18 protein-coding genes and 1 riboswitch are annotated in these 18,541 nt (G+C 71.0%); of the genes, 9 read left to right on the plus strand and 9 right to left on the minus strand.

Going from position 1 to position 18,541, the window contains the following annotated elements; all coding sequences use genetic code 11:
- Positions 1–435: 435 nt before the first annotated feature.
- The gene (locus K6I34_RS11865; protein ID WP_229325054.1) at positions 436–888 is read right to left on the minus strand and encodes a MarR family winged helix-turn-helix transcriptional regulator; all 453 of its coding nucleotides are present in this window, start codon (positions 886–888) and stop codon (positions 436–438) included.
- Positions 889–1,096: 208 nt separating this feature from the next.
- On the opposite strand from K6I34_RS11865, the gene K6I34_RS11870 reads away from it, so the two are divergent.
- The 5 genes from K6I34_RS11870 (at position 1,097) to K6I34_RS11895 (ending at position 7,101) form a co-directional block, all read left to right on the plus strand.
- Entirely contained in the window at positions 1,097–2,314 is a 1,218-nt protein-coding gene (locus K6I34_RS11870; protein ID WP_229325056.1) for an MFS transporter, read from the plus strand.
- Positions 2,315–2,412: 98 nt separating this feature from the next.
- Positions 2,413–2,865 carry a heme-binding protein gene (locus tag K6I34_RS11875; RefSeq protein ID WP_229325058.1) on the plus strand — a complete coding sequence of 151 codons (453 nt, stop codon included), beginning with the start codon at positions 2,413–2,415 and terminating at the stop codon, positions 2,863–2,865.
- A 251-nt stretch (positions 2,866–3,116) separates the two neighbouring features.
- Entirely contained in the window at positions 3,117–4,511 is a 1,395-nt protein-coding gene (locus K6I34_RS11880) for an FtsW/RodA/SpoVE family cell cycle protein (RefSeq protein WP_229325060.1), read from the plus strand.
- 130 nt (positions 4,512–4,641) lie between these two features.
- Positions 4,642–5,271, plus strand: a complete 630-nt coding sequence (locus K6I34_RS11885; protein WP_229325062.1) for an HAD family phosphatase — start codon at positions 4,642–4,644, stop codon at positions 5,269–5,271.
- Positions 5,272–6,003: 732 nt separating this feature from the next.
- The gene (locus K6I34_RS11895; protein ID WP_229325065.1) at positions 6,004–7,101 is read left to right on the plus strand and encodes a globin domain-containing protein; all 1,098 of its coding nucleotides are present in this window, start codon (positions 6,004–6,006) and stop codon (positions 7,099–7,101) included.
- A 17-nt stretch (positions 7,102–7,118) separates the two neighbouring features.
- Here the strand turns inward: K6I34_RS11895 and K6I34_RS11900 are convergent, their stop codons facing one another.
- From K6I34_RS11900 to K6I34_RS11910, 3 genes are all read right to left on the minus strand, one after another.
- Positions 7,119–7,625 (minus strand): NUDIX domain-containing protein, encoded by a 507-nt coding sequence (locus K6I34_RS11900; protein ID WP_229325067.1) that lies wholly within the window; start codon positions 7,623–7,625, stop codon positions 7,119–7,121.
- 63 nt (positions 7,626–7,688) lie between these two features.
- Positions 7,689–8,588, minus strand: coding sequence for a LysR family transcriptional regulator (locus tag K6I34_RS11905; protein WP_229325069.1), 900 nt, complete (start codon positions 8,586–8,588; stop codon positions 7,689–7,691).
- A gap of 230 nt (positions 8,589–8,818) precedes the next feature.
- A complete protein-coding gene (locus K6I34_RS11910; RefSeq protein WP_229325071.1) occupies positions 8,819–9,202 on the minus strand; it encodes a phage holin family protein in 384 nt (127 codons plus the stop codon).
- Positions 9,203–9,342: 140 nt separating this feature from the next.
- On the opposite strand from K6I34_RS11910, the gene K6I34_RS11915 reads away from it, so the two are divergent.
- From K6I34_RS11915 to K6I34_RS11925, 3 genes are all read left to right on the plus strand, one after another.
- Positions 9,343–9,660, plus strand: coding sequence for a cupin domain-containing protein (locus K6I34_RS11915; RefSeq protein WP_229325073.1), 318 nt, complete (start codon positions 9,343–9,345; stop codon positions 9,658–9,660).
- A gap of 151 nt (positions 9,661–9,811) precedes the next feature.
- The gene (locus tag K6I34_RS11920) at positions 9,812–10,030 is read left to right on the plus strand and encodes a DUF5326 family protein (protein WP_229325075.1); all 219 of its coding nucleotides are present in this window, start codon (positions 9,812–9,814) and stop codon (positions 10,028–10,030) included.
- Positions 10,031–10,399: 369 nt separating this feature from the next.
- The gene (locus tag K6I34_RS11925; protein ID WP_121799170.1) at positions 10,400–10,846 is read left to right on the plus strand and encodes an SsgA family sporulation/cell division regulator; all 447 of its coding nucleotides are present in this window, start codon (positions 10,400–10,402) and stop codon (positions 10,844–10,846) included.
- Here K6I34_RS11925 and K6I34_RS11930 read toward each other — a convergent pair.
- From K6I34_RS11930 to K6I34_RS11940, 3 genes are all read right to left on the minus strand, one after another.
- Positions 10,843–12,507 (minus strand): flotillin family protein, encoded by a 1,665-nt coding sequence (locus K6I34_RS11930; RefSeq protein WP_229325076.1) that lies wholly within the window; start codon positions 12,505–12,507, stop codon positions 10,843–10,845. The genes K6I34_RS11925 and K6I34_RS11930 overlap by 4 nt on opposite strands.
- A gap of 301 nt (positions 12,508–12,808) precedes the next feature.
- Positions 12,809–13,009, minus strand: a complete 201-nt coding sequence (locus K6I34_RS11935) for a hypothetical protein (protein ID WP_229325078.1) — start codon at positions 13,007–13,009, stop codon at positions 12,809–12,811.
- An 18-nt stretch (positions 13,010–13,027) separates the two neighbouring features.
- Positions 13,028–14,347, minus strand: a complete 1,320-nt coding sequence (locus K6I34_RS11940; protein WP_229325080.1) for a YibE/F family protein — start codon at positions 14,345–14,347, stop codon at positions 13,028–13,030.
- Positions 14,348–14,410: 63 nt separating this feature from the next.
- A riboswitch (TPP riboswitch) is annotated at positions 14,411–14,546 on the plus strand.
- On the opposite strand from K6I34_RS11940, the gene thiC reads away from it, so the two are divergent.
- Entirely contained in the window at positions 14,540–16,318 is a 1,779-nt protein-coding gene (gene thiC / locus K6I34_RS11945) for a phosphomethylpyrimidine synthase ThiC (protein ID WP_229325082.1), read from the plus strand. It overlaps the preceding riboswitch by 7 nt.
- Before the next feature lie 103 nt (positions 16,319–16,421).
- Here thiC and K6I34_RS11950 read toward each other — a convergent pair whose 3' ends face one another.
- Both K6I34_RS11950 and K6I34_RS11955 read right to left on the minus strand, forming a co-directional pair.
- Positions 16,422–17,324 carry a hypothetical protein gene (locus tag K6I34_RS11950; RefSeq protein WP_229325084.1) on the minus strand — a complete coding sequence of 301 codons (903 nt, stop codon included), beginning with the start codon at positions 17,322–17,324 and terminating at the stop codon, positions 16,422–16,424.
- Positions 17,325–17,507: 183 nt separating this feature from the next.
- The coding region (locus K6I34_RS11955; RefSeq protein WP_308293997.1) for a metallophosphoesterase at positions 17,508–18,541 on the minus strand (1,034 nt) is incomplete at its 5' end.

An 18,541-nucleotide genomic window follows, 5' to 3' on the forward strand; every position in this document is an offset into this window, starting at 1 on the left:
GGTTGTCGGCTGCCGGTAGGGGGCGCCTGCGTCCGCTGTCGGCTCTCCGCAGGACTGGGGATGCGGACGCGCCCCATCAGGGGCGCGGGGAACTGCGCGAGAAGTCCCCACCGGCCCGCAGCCGCCGGACGGGCAGAGGCAACCGAGCTCGTGGGCGGCTTTCAGGGGCACGGGGAACGGCGCGAGCAACCAGCGACGACCCGCACCCGCCGGACGGGCAAGGGCGACCGAGCTCGTGGGCGGCTTTTAGGGGCGCGGGGAACGGCGCGACAAGCCCCCACCGGACCCGCAGCCGCGCACACAGCGCAAGACGCACCCCAGTAGGCGCAGAAGGGGGCTGGGGGCGCAGCCCCCAGGAGGAGGGTGCGGCCGCAGGCCGCTTCCGCCCGTAGGGCGGCAACGGTGAGAACCCCACCGCGGGCAAGCGCGGCGGCGCTACGCCAAAGACTCCACCGCCGCCACGAGCGGCGCCAATTCCTCGCGCTGGGCGGCGGACGCGAGCGCCTCGCGCAGGGCCTGGTCGTTCGTGGGGCGGGCTGCTGCCAGGAGGGTCAGGCCGGCGTCCGTGACGTCGGTGTAGATGCCGCGGCGGTCGGTGAGGCAGAGGTAGCGGGTCAGCAGGCCGCGGTCCTCCAGCCGGTTGACGAGGCGGGTCGTCGCGCTCTGGCTGAGGACCACCGCGTCGGCGACCTCGTTCATGCGCAGGTGGCCGCCTTCTCCGTTGTGCTGCCTGCTGAGCACGTCGAGGACGCTGAATTCGCGCACGCTCAGTCCGTGCTGCGTCTGGAGGGCGCGCTCGATGTGGGACTCGATCCGGCCGTGCAGCGCCGAGAGCGCGCACCAGCCCTGTGCCAGTCCGAGGAGCGCGGGATCCGGGGTCCGGGTCATGAGGCGGGCCCTCCTTCGCGTGCGGAGTCGTCGTGGTGCCCGTATCGAACAGGATAGACCCCTGCCGCAATAGCCCGCGCTTGCAAGTAATCGGCGTATGCAATTATTGTGTACGCATGTAAAGGTCGCCTGCAATCAATCAGGGCGGCCACCCGCCCCCGCTCGTCGGGCCCGGCCTCCTCGATCCCCAGCCCTGAAGGACCCCGTCATGCCTCTCGCACTGCTGGCGCTCGCCATCGGCGCCTTCGGTATCGGCACCACCGAATTCGTGACCTCCGGGCTGCTCCCCGAGATCGCGGACGAGTTCGGCGTCTCCATCCCCACCGCCGGCTACCTGACCACGGGCTACGCGCTCGGGGTCGTCGTCGGCGCCCCGATCCTCGCGATCATCGGCAGCCGTGTGTCGCGCAAGACGATGCTGATGGCCCTGATGGGGCTGTTCATCGTGGGCAACGCGCTCTCCGCCGCCGCCCCCGTCTTCGCCCTGATGCTCGCCGGGCGGATCGTCGCCTCGCTCGCGCACGGTGCCTTCTTCGGTATCGGCGCCATCGTCGCCGCCGGGCTCGTCGCCCCGGAGAAGAGGGCGGGAGCGATCTCGATGATGTTCACGGGGCTGACCGTGGCCACCGTGGTCGGTGTGCCGCTGGGGACCGTGGTCGGCCAGAGCGCGGGCTGGCGCCTCACCTTCTTCCTCATCGCCGGGCTCGGCGTGCTCGCCGTCCTCGGCGTCGCCGCCCTCGTGCCCCCGCAGCCGCGCCCTGAGCGCAACCCCGTCCGCGGCGAGCTCGCCGCTCTCCGCAACCCCCAGGTCCTGCTGGCCATGGCGATGACCGTGCTCGGCTTCGGCGGCGTCTTCACCATGAGCACCTACCTCGCCTCGATGGCCACCGAGGTCGCGGGCTATGCCGCGTCCTCCGTCACGTGGCTGCTGATCCTCTTCGGCCTCGGCATGCTCGTCGGCAACCTCGTCGGTGGCCGCTACGCGGACCGGGCGCTCATGCCCCTGCTCTACGTGACGCTGAGCTCCCTCGCCGTCGTGCTCGCCCTGCTGCCGCTCGCCGCGCACGACGAGATCGCGTTCGCCGTCGCGATCCCCCTGGTCGGCGCCTTCGGTTTCGCGTCCGTGCCTCCGCTGCAGAAGCGCGTCCTCGACCAGACGGCCGACGCGCCGACCCTCGCCTCCGCCGCCAACATCGGCGCCTTCAACCTCGGCAACGCCATCGCCGCCTGGCTCGGCGGCCTGGTCATCTCCGCGGGCTTCGGCTTCGCCGCGCCCAATCTGGTCGGCGCCGTGATGGCGGCCTCCGCGGTCGCCCTGGCCGTGCTGTCCGCGTCGCTGGAACGGCGCTCGGGCCGGGGCGGCGGCAGCCGCCGGATCGTTGCCCAGTCCGGTACGGAGGCCGGAGCCGTGACGGCGGGGCGCTGATCCCCGTAGCGACGGCGACAGACCCGCCTGCCTGTGTCCCCCCTGAAACACCGCGTGCCACACCACGCACGCACTTTCCCTCCAAGGAGCACCACCCCATGACCGCCACCTCCACCACCCCTGTCACTGCCCCCGGCACTGTCCGCCCGCTCACCGCGGACGAGGCGGACGCCCTCGTCGCCGCGGCCCGCCGCGCCGCCGACGAGCAGGGCGTACGAGCCGCCGTGTCCGTCCTCGACGCCGGTGGCCATCTGCTGGCCTTCCGGCGCGACGACCGGGCGGTACTGATCGCGGGGGAGACCAGCACCCGGAAAGCGTTCACCGCGCTGCAGCTGGACGCCCCGACCGCCGACCTGGTCGACGTCGTGCGACCCGACGGCCTCTTCCACACCCTGCCGACCGCGCTCGACCGCCCGCTGCTCTTCATCGCGGGCGGCGTCCCCCTGCACCGCGACGGCAGGCTGATCGGCGCGATCGGCGTGGGCGGCGGCGCGCCGGAGCAGGACCACGGCATCGCGCGGACGGCGATCGGGACGGTGCTGGGCGCCTGAGGCCGTACGGACCCGCGTCGTCCGAGCCGGGGCCGTCCGCGTCGGTCACCGCAGGTCCGCCGCGGTCGCGCGGGTGATTCGTACATGCGAGGGGTCCGGGGCTACTGCCACCGGACCCCTCGCACGCGTGATATACCCCTCTTCAAAGGTTGCACAATCGCGCAACCTTTCCCGCGGCTCCGGCCCTCCTTCAGAAGAGAAGCCGGTCACCTGCCGAAAGCGGGGTCGTCCAAGCCGAGGGGGAAAACGAGATGAGCGCTGGAACGCGGGCCGGGGCCCGCACGGCGCGGAGCCGGAACGCGGAGTTGCTGCTGCTGGGCGCGGCGGTGGTGCTGACGGTGTTCGGCTATGCCTCGGTGGGCCTGGCCACGACCGGGGAAGTGCCCGGTGAGCTGCTCATGTACGGCATCGGGCTGACCGTCGCCGCGGGCGTCGCGCACCTGGCCGTACGCCGTTTCGCCCCGCACGCGGACCCGCTGATCCTGCCGCTCGCCGTGGCGCTGAGCGGCCTGGGCCTGGTGCTCATCCACCGGCTCGACATCTCGTACAAGATCCGTTACAACTCCCCGGCCGCCGCGTCGAACCAGGTGATGTGGAGCGCCGTCGGACTCGCAGTCCTGCTGGCGATCCTGTTCTTCCTCAAGGACCACAGGCACCTCCAGCGGTACACGTACATCATCGTCTTCGCGGCTCTGGTGCTGCTGATGGCGCCGGCCTTCTTCCCCGGCGACTCCTACGGCGCCAAGCGGTGGATCCGGCTCGGCGCGCTGTCCTTCCAGCCCGGTGAGTTCGTGAGGATCGCGATCGCGGTGTTCTTCGCCGGGTACCTCACGATGCACAAGGACGCGCTCGCGCTGGCCAGCAGGCGTGTGATGGGTTTCTACCTGCCGCGCGGGCGCCAGTTCGGGCCGATCGCCGCGGTGTGGGTGCTGAGTCTGCTCGTGCTGATCTTCGAGCGCGACCTCGGTACGTCCCTGATCTTCTTCGGGCTCTTCGTGATCATGCTCTACGCCGCCACCGAGCGGTCGAGCTGGGTGATCTCGGGCCTGCTCATGTTCGTCGTCGGAGCGGCCGTCGTGGGCTCCATGGAGCCGCACGTCCACGGGCGCGTGGTCGCCTGGCTGCACCCGATGGACATCTACCTCCCCCATCCGCCGAAGGGCCTCACCTCACCACAGGCGGCCGAGGCGCTGTTCAGCTTCGGCAGCGGCGGCGTGCTCGGCACCGGGCTCGGCCGCGGCCACTCCGACCTGATCGGCTTCGCCGGGCGCAGCGACTTCATCCTCACGACGGTGGGCGAGGAGCTCGGGCTCGCGGGCATGATGGCCGTGTTCCTGCTCTACGCGCTGCTCGTCGAGCGCGGGCTGCGCACGGCGCTGGACGCCCGCGACCCCTTCGGCAAGCTCCTGGCGACCGGGCTGTCCGGTGCGCTGGCCCTCCAGGTGTTCGTGGTCGCGGGCGGTGTCACCGGGCTGATGCCGCTGACCGGCAAGGCACTGCCCTTCCTCGCGCAGGGCGGTTCCTCACAAGTGGCGAACTGGGTGCTCATCGCCCTGCTCCTGAAGATCAGCGACGCGGCCCGCAGGCCGGCCCCGGAACCCGCGAACGACCTGGACGACCAGGCGACGCAACTCATAAGGCGCTGAGCGAGGGCGCCCCAAAGGGGCGCGGGGAACTGCGCGACCAGCCAGGGACGGACCCGCAGTCGCCGGACAACGGTCGTGGCACATCCGTAGGCGCCCGGCGAACCCAGCGGAGCGCCTACGCTCGGAGACCGTGACCAGACTGCATTTGTTCGACATGGACGGCACCCTGATGCACGGCTCCGCCGCGGCCGTCGAGATATCCCGGCAGCTCGGCCTGGAGCGGGAGATCGCCGAGCTGGAGCGGGCCTTCGCCGCCCGTGAGCTGACCGCGCCCCGCTTCGCGGTCCTGGTGTGCGAGCTGTGGGCGGACCTGACCGAGGAACACATCGCCGCCGCGTTCGAGGGCGCCCCGTGGCTGGACGGTATCGAGGAGGTCTGGGCGGACATCCGGGCCCGCGGCGAGCGGTGCGCGGTGATCTCGTTGTCCCCCAATTTCTTCGTGGACCGCCTGCTCGCCTGGGGCGCGGACGCGACCCACGGCTCCCGCTGGCCCGACCCGCCCTTCCGTGAGCCCATCGACCCGGCGAAGATCCTGAACGCGGGAGCGAAGGTACGGATCGCCGACGAGCTCTGCGAGCGGTACGGACTGGGCCGCGCCGACTGCGTGGCCTACGGGGACTCGATGTCGGACGCCGAGCTCTTCGCCGCGGTGCCGGTCTCGGTCGCCGTGAACGCCGACCACCACGTGCGGGACGTCGCCGTGCACGCGTACACCGGTACGGACTTGAGGGCCGCGTACGAACTGGTCGCCACCGCCTGACCGCAAACCGGCCGCCGGGGCAGAAGCGCACCATCTTAGCCCCAACAACCCCCGTCACACCCGGAGTTCCGCCGATTCGCCTCCACCGCACACGGGCAGTGCGATGCTGCCGTGGACGAGCAGAGCGGATCGTGAGGCGAGACGATGAAGGACGCTCCGACGACGTCCCCCGACGGCGGCAGAGACGCCCACCGGCGTGACCGCGGTTGGTTCACCCCGAGGCCGGGCGTGGAACCCGAACGCCCCGCCGTGCGCCCCGCGAAGTGGGTGCCCGTGCAGTCCGCGGCGCCGGCCCGCCCGGCCGACCCCGTGCGCCGCCACTACGCCGCCCCACCCGACGACCGGCACCGGGCCCACCCCGCGGACCCGGAGCCGGACCGGGAGCGAGAGCGGGAGCGAGAGCGGGGACGAGATCGGGGGCCGGATCGCGAGCAGGCCTCAGCGCTCCAGGAGCAACCCCAGGAACACCGGGAACGCCAGGAACACCAACGCCCGGCGGAGCTCCCCCCGGAGCACGCGGCGTCCTCGGAGCACGCGGCACCCCAGGGCCGCACAGCGTCCTTAGGAAGTACGGCGCCCCCGGACCGTACAGCGCCCTCGCACCGCGCCGACCCTCCGAACCAGCCGTGCCCCTCTGGTCACTTAGGTCACTCCGACCTCCCGGACCTCTCAGACCTCCTGGACCCCTTCGGGCCACCCGGTTCCCCCGACGCGCAACTGATCCGTCGGACGTTGGCGGAGATCGCCCCCGTCGCCGACAAAGTCACCTCGTACTTCTACGCGTTGCTGTTCCTGCGCCACCCCGATCTGCGTGCTCTCTTCCCCGCCGCCATGGACGTCCAGCGGGACCGGCTCTTCAAGGCGCTGCTGGCCGCCGCCCGGCACGTCGACGACGCCGCCACGCTCACCGATTACCTCTCCGCGCTCGGCCGTGGGCACCGCAAGTACGGCACGCTGCCCACGCATTACCCCGCCGTCGGCGAATGCCTGATCGAGGCGCTCACCCGTCACGCCCCCCTGACCTGGGACGAGGAGGCCGAGGCCGCCTGGGTGCGGGTCTACACCGCGATCTCCCAGATCATGATCGACGCGGCCGCCGCGGACGAGGCGGTCGCCCCCGCCTGGTGGCAGGCGGAAGTCGTCGGCCATGAACCGCGCACGCCGGACATCGCCGTCGTGACCGTACGCACCGACCGGCCCTACCCCTTCCGCGCCGGGCAGTACACGAGCCTGGAAACTCCCTGGTGGCCGCGTGTGTGGCGGCACTACTCCTTCTCCACGGCCCCCCGCCGGGACGGGCTGCTCTCCTTCCACGTCAAGGCCGTGCCCGCGGGGTGGGTGTCCAACGCGCTGGTGCACCGCGCCCGCCCCGGCGACGTGCTGCGCCTCGGACCTCCCACCGGTTCCATGATTGTGGACCACACCACTGACAACGGCCTGTTGTGCCTGGGCGGCGGCACCGGCATCGCCCCCATCAAGGCCCTGGTCGAGGACGTCGCCGAGCACGGCAGGAGCCGTCCCGTCCAGGTCTTCTACGGTGCCCGGCACGACGGCGACCTCTACGACCTCGAAACCCTGCTGCGGCTCCAGCGCGCGCACCCGTGGCTGCGTGTCCGCCCGGTCGTCGGCGAGGGACCGCAACGCGGGCTCAGCGGACAACTCCCCTCCATCACCCGGCGGTACGGCCCGTGGCCCGACCACGACGCGTACCTCTCCGGGCCGCCGGGGATGATCCGCTGCGGGGTGGACGCCCTGACGCGCATCGGCATGCCCGCGCACCGCATCCGGCACGACGCGGTCGACGAACTGACGGTCCCCGCCATGGAGTGACGGCGCCCGGAGCGGGGTCAGCCGAGGTCGGGCGCGAGCAGCGCCCGTACGCCCTCGATGTTCGCGTCGAGGTACGCGCGCAGGGACGGCGGGACGAGCCGGACGGAGGCGATCCCGGCCCGGGTGAACGGGATGCGGATCACCTCGTACGTCCCGCGCGGCTCGTCCACCTCGGGGCCGTGGCGCTGCGCGAGGTCCATGGAGGCGAGGCGGCAGACGAAGAAGTGCTGCACTTTCACGCCGTGAGCCGCATGGTGTGTCGAGTGGGAGACGGTGTCGACGAAGGCCGGGACGACGTCGACGACCTTGGCGCCGAGCTCCTCGTCGACCTCGCGGTGGAGGGCGGCGACCACGGTGGGGTCCTCGGGTTCCACGCCTCCGCCGGGCGTGATCCAGTACGGCTCCTCACCGGGCTTGGTCCGCTTGATCACGATCATCTCGAGGGCGGATTCGGGCCCGCAGGGGGCGGGGTCGTCGAGCAGGATGGCACGTGCGGTGCGTTTGACCACTGGACGTTCGGTCATACGGGACATCTGCCGCACTGCCGCTCCGGCGAAACCCTCCGGGCAGCCCTTTCGTATCGCGCCTCACCAGGACACGGCAGCGCGCAGCAGCCACTCGTGTGCGCGTGCCAGGTGCGGGTGCGCGAGGCTCCCGGTGCGTATGACCAGGAAGTACGTGCGCAGCGGCGGGACGGGCGGGTCGAGGAGCGCGACGACCTCCCCGCTGTCGAGGGCGTCGGAGCACAGGTAGCGGGGCAGCACGCCGAGCCCGGCTCCCGCGGCCACACAGGTCAGGACGGCCCGCAGGTCGGGTACGACGACGCTGCCGCTGGCGTCCGGCTTGGTGTCGAAGACGGCCGCCCAGTAGCGGGTGACGAGCGGCAGGCTCTCGTGGACCTCGACGACGGGCAGGTGCTCCAGGGCCCGTACGCCCTTCTCGCGCACGACGGCCGCGCCGCCGAGGCGGGCCGCCCAGCGGGGCGCGGCGACCAGGACGTGTTCCTCGTCGCAGAGCGGAGTGGCGGTGAGCAGGCGGCCGCGTGGCCGTGCGGTGGTGATGGCGAGCTCGTGGTGGCCCGCGGCGAGGCCCTCGAAGAGCTCCTCGGCCGTGCCGTGCGCGGCCCGCACGTCCAGCCCCTGGGCGACGAGCGGGGTGAGCGCGGGCAGGGCGCGCACGGCCAGGAACTCGGGCGGTCCGGCGAGGTGCAGGGTGCGCTCGGCGGCGGGGTCCTCCAGGCCGCCCGCCTCGGCGATCTCCAGCAGGGCGTCGACATGCGGGGCGATCTTGTGGGCGAGTTCGTCGCCGATGGTGGTGGGCGTGACGCCGCGCGCCCGGCGGAGGAAGAGCGGGCGCCCCAGTTGTTTCTCCAGCGCCCTTATCTGGCTGGTGACGGCCGGCTGCGAGAGCCCCAGAAGGGCCGCGGCCCGGGTGAAGGAACCGGCCCGGTGCACCGTGACGAACGTGCGTAGCAGGGTCAGATCCATGCCGGCTCCCCTGGGCCCGAGGCAATCGCCCGTAGGGGAACTATAAATAAGTCGATAGGGCTGTGTCGCCCGAGTGATTGGACACTGACGCAGAGTCAACTAGCCTTGGTCGGGCGGCTCGTCGTGAATTCACCGACCGGCCGGACGGCTCAAGCCATGAGGGGGGAGGCTTGAGCCGTCTTTCCGCGCGGAACTGCCGTGTCGTTTCTGCACCGGGCCACCGGGCCCGTTCAGTCCTCGTCGTCCGGCAGGATCATGTGCATCGCCCAGGCCACGACCGAGACGATCACACCGCCGACCAGGGCGCTCCAGAAGCCCGCGACGTGGAAGCCGAGCCCGATCCTGCCCGCGATCCAGGACGTCAGCAGCAGCATCAACGCGTTGATCACCAGCGTGATCAGTCCGAGCGTCAGGATGAACAGCGGGAAGGACAGCAGCTTCACGACCGGCTTGACGGCGAAGTTGACCGCGCCGAAGACGAGCGCGACGAGCAGGAGCGTGAGCACCTTGTCCACCGTGGTGCCCGCGCCCGCCAGCGTGATCCCCTTCAGCAGCCAGACGGCCGCTGCCAGGGCCGCCGCGTTGGCGATCGTCTTGACTACAAAATTCTTCATGGTGAGATCGTTGCAGACGGGACCGGCTGCCGGGCCCCTGAGCTGCGACGAACGGCGAGCAGGGGGCCGGGGCGCCGGCTCCGGGGCACAAGTGACCAGGGGCACCGGGCCCCGGCGGAGAGCGACGAGGTGGGCGTGGGATGAAGGCGTTCAGGCTGGACGAGCTCGAGGCGGAACGCGCCGCCAATGAGGGCGCGTATCTGCAGTTCCTGCGCGAGCGCAACATGTCCGTCGGGCTGTACGCGCTGGACGCGGGGGACCAGGACCCGCAGTCGCCGCACGCCCAGGACGAGGTCTACATGGTGGTGAGCGGCCGGGCCGCGATCACGGTGGGGGACGAGACGACGGACGTGGGCCGTGGGAGCGTCGTGTACGTCCCGGCCGGCGTGACGCACCGGTTTCACCACATCAGCGAGGATCTGAGGGTCCTGGTGGTCTTCTCTCCGCCTGAGAGCTGACCCGCGCCCCCGGGAACCCGTAGGGGTGCGCTCAGGGACGGACGGGGGCTGCGGGGCCCCCGCCGGGCGGCCCCGTCGCCCTAGCATCGAGAGCGAGGCCGGAGCACTTCCGCTCCTGGCCCGCCGCAGAGCGAAAGCAGGGACGGACGACATGGGTGAGAAGGGGATTTTCGCAGGGATGCCGTGGTGGGTGAAGTGGATCGCCGTGCCGGTGCTCGTCCTCATGGTCTTCGGCAGCCTGATCATGAGCGCGCTCGGTTTCGTCATCGCGCTGATCTTCAAGGCGCTGCTGCTCGTGGTGCTCGTCGGCGGCCTGATCTTCATCGTCAGGAAGTTCACTTCGGGCTCGTCGTCGAAGAACGACTGGTAGCCGTGGCCCCGTGGCCGGTCGCCGGGCACACCGCCCCGGCCGCCGCAGGCCCGCCCGCGCCGTCAGGCCTGCCATCGGTGTGCGGGAGACAGCAGTGCGTCACCCGCACCCGCCGATGGCACCGCCTTCCGACTGTCGCCCCCGGTCGGTGTTGACGGCTCCGGCGAATTCTCGCGCTGAATCGCCGGGAATGACTCCACCCCGTAGTCGAGTCGCTACGCTCCAGAGTCATAGAGCTCGTAAGCTCACTCTCGATCTCTATTGGTATCTGAAATATCACTCCCTGTGATCCACGGATGTCCTCGAAAGCGGAATCCATGGACATAAGGAGCAAATCCCGGCCAAAGCGACGAATCGGGGCATTGGGCGATGCGCGAAACGGTTCAGGCAGAAGTGATCATGACCTTCCTCGTCTCCGAGGAGCTGTCCTTCCGGATTCCGGTCGGGCTGGTCTACGACAGCAGTGATCCCTACGCGGTGAAGTTCACCTTCCATCTCCCCGGCGACGCGCCCGTGACCTGGGCGTTCGCAAGGGAGTTGCTGCTCGACGGGCTCAGCCAGCCGTCGGGCGAGGGCGATGTGCACATCGCCCCCGCCTCTGCCGAGCACCTCTCGGACGTCTTCATCCGGCTGCAAGTGGGCTGCGAAGGAGCCCTGTTCCGCGCCGGGGCGGCGCCCCTCGTGGCGTTCCTCGACCGGACGGACCGCATCGCGCCCCTGGGCGAGGAGCGCTCGGTCGCGGACTTCGAGTACGACCTCGCCGCGGCCCTCGACAACATCCTCACGGGCAACCCCGAGGGGCAGAACGCCGGTTAGCGGCCCGGAATGGCTCCCCCGGCTCCGCCCTCCTGCTGGATCGGCACGCGCTCGGCGCGCGAGGCCGTTCCCGTCGGCGTGGCCGTGCCACCCCGGCGCGCGGGGATCCCGCCACCGCCCCGGGACGCGGCGCCACCGAGACCAGCGGCATCGCCGGCAGCAGTGGTCTCACCGACACCGCCGCCCGTACCGCCGTGGTCGCCCGTACCGCTGCCGTGCGCGGCAGCACCGCCGTGGCCGTTCGCCTCCGGTGCGCCCTGGCTGCCCGCCGTGCCCATGCCGGCGAGCAACTGCCGCGCCAGGCCCAGGCCCGTACCGCCCATCGTCAGGGCCTTCGCGAAGAGGTCGGACATGCCGTCCGCCCCGTTCAGCAGCACCATATGATCGACGTTTCCGAAGGCCTGCGCTCCGGCGCGCACGATTTCCGGCCAGTTCTCGGCCAGTTGCTGGGCGACCACCGCCTCCTGGTTCTCCGCCAGGGCCGCCGCCCTGGCCTTGATCGCTTCCGCTTCCGCGAGACCCTGGGCCTTCGCCGCCTCGGCCGTCGCCAGACCCCTGGCCTGCGCGGCCGCGGCCTCCGCCTCACCCGTCACCCGGGTCGCCTCGGCGGCCGCGGAGCCGCGCGCCTTGGTGGCCTCGGCCTCCGCCAGCGCCGCCGTCTTCACCCGCGTCGCCTCGGCGGCCGCCGCGAGCTCCGTCTCCCGGGCCTTCGCCTGCGCGGCGGAGATCCGGGCGTCGCGCTCCGCCTCCGCCAGCGTCCGCTTCTCGTACGCCGCCGCGTCCGCGGGCTTGCGCACGTCCGTCTGGAGCTGCTGCTCCCTGCGATGCGCCGTGAGCTCGGCGACCCGCGTCTCCTGGACCACGACCTCCTGCTGTGCCGCGGCATCCGCCAGCGGGCCCGCCTGCCGGGCCTTGGCCGCGGCGCTGTCCCGCTCGGCCTGGTAGCCGGCCTGGAGGATCTCGCTGTCGCGCTTCGCCTCCGCCATCCGCGCCGCCGCCTGCTGCTCCGCCTCGGTGGCGAGGCGGTCGGCCTCCGCCTGGGCGATGCGCGCGTCACGGTGGACCGCGGCCGCGTGGGGCGCGGCGAGATTCTTGATGTAGCCCGTCGGGTCCTGGATCTCGTGGATCTGCAGGGAGTCGATGATCAGGCCCAGCTTCTCCATCTCGCTGCCCGAGGCGGCCCGGGTCTCACCGGTCAGCCGCTCCCGGTCGCGGATCATGTCCTCGACCGTCAACCCGCCGACGATCGAGCGGAGGTGACCCGCGAAGACGTTGTGCACCCGCTGGCCCATGATCTTCTGCTGATCCAGGAAGCGGCGGGCGGCGTTGGCGATCGACACCAGGTCGTCGCCGACCTTGAAGATCACCACGCCGTGCACCTTGAGCGGGATGCCCTGCTTGGTGACGCAATCCACGTTCAACTCGGCCTCGTTGAGATCGAGCGACAGCTTGCGTACCGCCTGTACCCCGGGCACCACGAGCGTTCCGCGACCGGTAACGATCCGGAACCCCATGCCGTCGCCCAGGCCCTCGGTACGGTGCTTGGAACCGGAGATGACCAGGGCCTCGTTGGGCTCGGCCACCCGCCACATGAGTTTGAACAGACCTACGAGGATGCCGACGCCTACGACGACGGCTCCCGCGACGATGCCGAGAAGCATCGCTCAGCCCCCCTTTGCGGCTCCCCTGTACAGGAGCCCGTGATCAAAGTGTGCGCCTGGGGAGGGCGGGGGTGAAGGGGTGTTGCGGCTTTGTCGCGTTCTATACGCTGCCGGTTGCGCCGCAGGTCATGCCGGTGGTCGCGCCTACTGGGGTGCGGCTTGTGCTTGGTGCGCGGCTGCGGGCCCGGTGGGGGCTTGTCGCGCAGTTCCCCGCGCCCCTTTCGGGGCTGCGGTCGCGCCCGCGCGGCGGAGCCGCAAAGGAAACACAGCCCCGCGCCCCTTTCGGGGCGCAGCCCACTCCTCAGCCGTACGCCGCCGTCACGTACACCGTGCGTGGAGCCTGGTACTCCACTATCACCACGACGGTGCCCTTCTCGAAGCGTTCGCCCGGCTGCATCGCGTAGGCCAGGAACGCCTCCGCTCCGCCTCTGACGCGGACGATCACCTCGCCGACCAGACCCGGGCCGATCGCCCCCGTGACCCTGCCCTGCTCACCGACCATCGGTATGCCCCCCCGTGATCACTTCGCGCGGCGGCGTCTGCCGCGTGCGCCCCTCGCTCTCTTCCCCTGCTTCGTATTGTGCCGGTCGGCACTGACAACGAGCGCGGCCAGGGCCGTCGTCACCGGTACCGAGGCCACCAACCCGATGCTGCCGACCAGCGTCCGGACGATTTCCTCCGCCACGATCTCGCTGGTCGCGACCTTCGCCACCCCGCTGTCCGCGATGGAGAACAGCAGCAGCAACGGCAGCGCGGCGCCCGCGTACGCCATCACCAGGGTATTGACCACGGACGCGATGTGGTCCCGGCCGATGCGCATCCCGGCGCCGTAGAGCGTGCGCCAACTCGCGCTCGGGTTGGCCTCCTTCAGCTCCCACACCGCCGACGTCTGGGTCACCGTGACGTCGTCCAGCACACCCAGGGAGCCGATGATGATCCCGGCGAGCAGCAGACCGCGTATCTCGATCCCCGGGTAGAGGCCGTGCACCAGGCCCGTCTGGTCGTCGGTGTCGCCGGTCAAGTGCGCCCAGCCGGTGAACACGGTGCTCAGGAGGCCGATGAGCATCAGCGAGGTGAGCGTGCCGACGACCGCCACGGAGGTCCGCGCGTTCAGCCCATGGCACATGTACAGCGCGATCAGCATGATCGCGCTGCCCCCGACCACGGCCACCAGCAGCGGGTCGGAGCCGTGCAGGATCGCCGGGAGGATGAACATCGTCAGCACCGCGAAACTGATCACCAGGGCGACGAGCGCGAAGACGCCGCGCAGCCTGCCCACCACGATGACGGCCAGCGCGAAGATCCCGGCGAGCACCGCCATGGGCACGTTCCGGTCCACGTCGGTGACCGCGTACTGGAGGTTCTTCGGTGCCTTCGGCGCGTACGCCAGGACGACGTTCTGGCCCACCGAGTAGTGGCGCGAGGCGTTGGGCTGCACCAGTTCGGTGAACGTCCGGCCCTTGTCGGGGCCCGAGGTCACCTCGATCTCGGACTTCTCGCAGGGACCTTTCGGCGGTTCGGCGCCGCCCGGCTGCGGCCCGCTCTCCTGCTGCGGCTGGGCACCCGCCGCCGCGCAGTCCTGCTCCTCGATCTTCACCACCCGGCCCGACCGCGTCTCCCGGTCGAGCCCGAGCCCGGAGTGCTTGTGCGGCGGCGCGCCACCCGGCCACATCACCACGAGACCGGCCAGCACGGCGACGGCGAACGGGATGAGCACCGCCGCGATCACTTTGCGGAGGTGCGCGGAGACGGGATTGGGCGGGCCGTGGCTGTGGGAATGGCCGTGGCTGTGACCGTGGTGATGCGTGGGGGTGAGGGACTGCTGTTCCGTGGGGGACATGCCCCGCATCATCGCAACCCCCTACTGGTCCTCGGCGCAGGGTAAGCGCTAGCGTGGTGCCACCTTTGCAATCGCGGGAGCTCGGAGCACCGGGCTGAGAGGGCGCTGACCTTTCGTACGACGGTACGAGGACCGCTGCGTCGACCGCCGAACCTGTTACCGGGTAATGCCGGCGTAGGGAGTTCTGGTCTCATGACCTCGCAGGATGCACGCACGTCCGCAACCGGCCCGATCGGCTGGCACAAGGACTACGTGACCGGCTCGCGGCCGGACCTTCGGGTTCCGGTGCGGCGGGTGCATCTCACCAACGGGCAGGACGTACGGCTGTACGACACCTCGGGCCCGTACACCGACCCGGCCGTCGAGACGGACGTCCGCCGTGGTCTCCAGCCGCTCCGCGAGAACTGGATCATCGGCCGCGGCGACACCGAGGAGTACGCGGGCCGCCCGCTCCGCCCGGAGGACGACGGCATCAAGCACACCTCGCCGCGCGGAGGGCTGCGGAACCTCGACGCGGTCTTCCCCGGCCGCCCGCGGCAGCCGCGCCGGGGCCGCGACGGCGCCGCCGTCACCCAGCTCGCGTACGCCCGCCGCGGTGAGATCACCGAAGAGATGGAGTACGTGGCGCTGCGGGAGAACGTCTCCCCCGAGACCGTCCGCGAGGAGATCGCGGCGGGCCGCGCCGTGCTCCCCGCGAATGTGAACCACCCGGAGATCGAGCCGATGATCATCGGCAAGAAGTTCCTGGTGAAGGTGAACGCCAACATCGGCAACTCCGCCGTCACCTCCTCCATCGAGGAGGAGGTGGAGAAGATGACCTGGGCCACCCGCTGGGGCGCCGACACGGTCATGGACCTCTCCACCGGCCGCAACATCCACACCACCCGTGAGTGGGTGCTGCGCAACTCCCCCGTGCCCATCGGCACCGTGCCGCTCTACCAGGCCCTGGAGAAGGTCGACGGCAAGGCCGAGGAACTCACCTGGGAGATCTACAAGGACACCGTCATCGAGCAGGCCGAGCAGGGCGTGGACTACATGACCGTCCACGCGGGCGTGCTGCTCCGGTACGTCCCGCTCACCGCCCGCCGCAAGACCGGCATCGTCTCGCGCGGCGGTTCGATCATGGCCGCGTGGTGCCTGGCACACCACAAGGAGTCCTTCCTCTACGAGAACTTCGAGGAGCTCTGCGAGATCCTCGCCTCGTACGACGTGACGTACTCCCTCGGCGACGGCCTGCGCCCCGGCTCGATCGCGGATGCGAACGACGAGGCGCAGTTCGCCGAGTTGAGGACGCTGGGCGAGCTCAACACGATCGCCAAGCGGCACAACGTGCAGACGATGATCGAGGGGCCGGGCCATGTCCCGATGCACAAGATCAAGGAGAACATCGACCTCCAGCAGGAGATCTGCGAGGAGGCGCCGTTCTACACGCTCGGCCCGCTGACCACCGACGTCGCCCCCGCGTACGACCACATCACCTCGGGCATCGGCGCGGCGATGATCGCCTGGTGGGGCACGGCGATGCTCTGCTACGTCACGCCGAAGGAGCACCTGGGCCTGCCGGACCGCGACGACGTCAAGACCGGTGTGATCACCTACAAGATCGCGGCCCATGCGGCGGATCTCGCCAAGGGCCACCCGGGTGCCCAGGAGTGGGACGACGCGCTGTCCGACGCCCGCTTCGAGTTCCGCTGGGAGGACCAGTTCAACCTGGCCCTCGACCCGGACACGGCCCGCGCCTTCCACGACGAGACGCTGCCCGCCGAGCCCGCGAAGACGGCGCACTTCTGCTCGATGTGCGGGCCGAAGTTCTGCTCGATGAAGATCTCGCAGGACATCCGCCGGGAGCACGGCGGGGAGTTGGCGGCCGACGTGGCGGCCGACGTGGTCGCTGCCGAGGAAGGCATGGCGGAGAAGTCCCGCGAGTTCGCCGCGGCGGGCAACCGGGTGTACCTGCCGATCGCGGACTGACGCCCGCCGCGATCGTTCACGTGCCGAGGCCCTGGCGGCCGGAATCGACCAGGGCCTCGAACCGGAGCCGTACCCGTCCTGCTCGTCCGGAGCCCGTGTCCCGTCACTCCGGCTGGTGGTCGGGGCCGCCGTAGTCCGGGCTGGTGAAGTCGGGGCTGGTGTAACGGGGGCGCGAGCCGGGGGAGGACTCGCTGTCGGGGCTGGTGAAGCCGGGCCGGGAGTACCCCAGGTGCGGGGTGCGGCTGTTGCCCCCGGCGGGCCGCCGGGGGACGTAGGAGGAGGACGGCTCACCCTCCGGCGCGGTGGCGAGCGCCTCGCGCAGGAACGGCAGTATGCCGCGGTGCAGCAGCGCCTGCCGCCATGCCTCACCGGCCCGCTCCGTCTCCTCGTACAGGCTGAGGCCCCGGGCGTCGCTCACCTCGCCGACGCCGTTGCGCAGGGCCGTCACCACCATGCCGACCATGGCGACGAACGCACCGGCCGCGGTGAGCCCGGCGAACCACCAGCCGATGGTGACCATCGGCTCGGCCACCGACGCGTTCGAGCCGATCGTGCGGAGCGCGTAGCCGATCACGAGGAAGAGCAGCGCGGCTATCCCGGCCAGCACCGGTGCCAGCACGGCGAGTACGGCACCGGCGCCCGCGCCCGCGGACCCCTCGGCCTCGCCGTCCATGGCCGAGAATCCACCAGCGGGCGGCAGGACGTCGGAGGCGCTTTCCTCGCAGTGTGCGCCCCCGGCGCTCACCGTCTGGGGGTGCACGCTCGGGGAGAGCGCTTGCAGCGCGTCGCGCGCCTTCACGTAGGTCTGGTATTCGGAGCTCGCGCAGGCCGCGATGGCGTCCATGGCGTCCTGCGCCATGCTGCGGAGCTGTGCTGCGGTGAGCCGCCGGCCTATGGCGGCGGCCAGTTCCGGGTCATGGTTCGCGGTACGCAACGCCTGGTCGAGGACATGCTCGAATTCCGGGCGGTCCTCGGCCAGTAGGTGCGGAGCGCTGTTCATGTGCATCCCCCGATGCTCCGTAGGGCCTTCTTGCTCCGGCTTACACCGGGCAGTGGGCGGAAACGGAGGAGAGCCTGCTACGGATAAGCCGATGGTAGAGCGGTACCGGCGCGCGGTGACAGCATGTTTCATGAATTGCCCCGCGCCGGTGGAACTCCCTACCTGCCCCCGCGCTTACCCGCTGAACCCTCAGCCACCCAGAGGAAGTTGCACCACCAGCAGTTTTCCGGCCATTGTGACCCCTCCGTCCATCGCGAGCGCGAGTCCGTCCGCGTAAAGATGGGGTCCGTCGACCGACGGCGCGCCGTCGTCCTCGTCGTCCGCGTCCTCGGCACCGACCTCGCCGAGCAGATACGGAATGGGGCTGTGCCCGTGCACCAGGCGGCCGCCGCCGTAGGTCCCCAGCAGCTCCCGCACGGCAGCCGGGCCCGCTTCCTCGTCGCGGAAGGCGAACCGCTTGGTGAACTTCCGGAAGAGCTCCCAGCACTCGTCCGGGTCGTTGCGCTGGAGCGCCTCGGTCACCGCGTCGTTGACGGCCTCGATGGAGTCGCCGAACTCGAGGTAGACGGTGGTGTCGGAGTGGACGAGCAGGTGCCCGTCCTCCTCGGCCATCGCGTCGAGCCGCGACATCCACTGGAGGTGGTGGTCCTCCAGGCGCTCCATGTCGGTGCGCTGGCCGCCGTTGAGCAGCCACGCCGCCTGGAAGGAGGCAGTGCCCGCACCGGAGTTGACCGGCGTGTCGGCGAACCGCTTGGCGCCGATGATCAGCAGCTCGTGGTTGCCCATGAGGGCCTTGCAGTAGCCGCCCGCCGCCGCGGCCTCGGCGGACAGCCGCATCACGAGGTCGATCACGCCGACGCCGTCCGGGCCGCGGTCCGTGAAGTCGCCGAGGAACCACAGCCGGGTGTTGCCCGCGCACCAGCTGCCGTTCGCGTCGATGAGCCCCGCTTCCTGGAGCGCCGCGACCAGCTGGTTCAGATAGCCGTGGACGTCGCCCACGACGTAGAGCGGCCCGGGGCCGGGGTGCGAGGACGGCGCGCGGTGGTCGGTGAGGGGCGTCAGCGCGACGGTCGGCACGTCGTCGGGGACGATCTCGCCGATGACGGGCAGGTCGCGCTCGGTCGGCGTGTAGCCGTCCGGGGCGTAGCCGTCGGGCGTGTCGACCGGGTGCAGCGGGACCGGCTGGTCGTACGGGGGCATGGGGGGAGGAGGCGCCGCGTACC

Origin of the sequence: Streptomyces sp. UNOC14_S4 (assembly GCF_020740835.1) — a bacterium.
GTDB lineage: Bacteria > Actinomycetota > Actinomycetes > Streptomycetales > Streptomycetaceae > Streptomyces.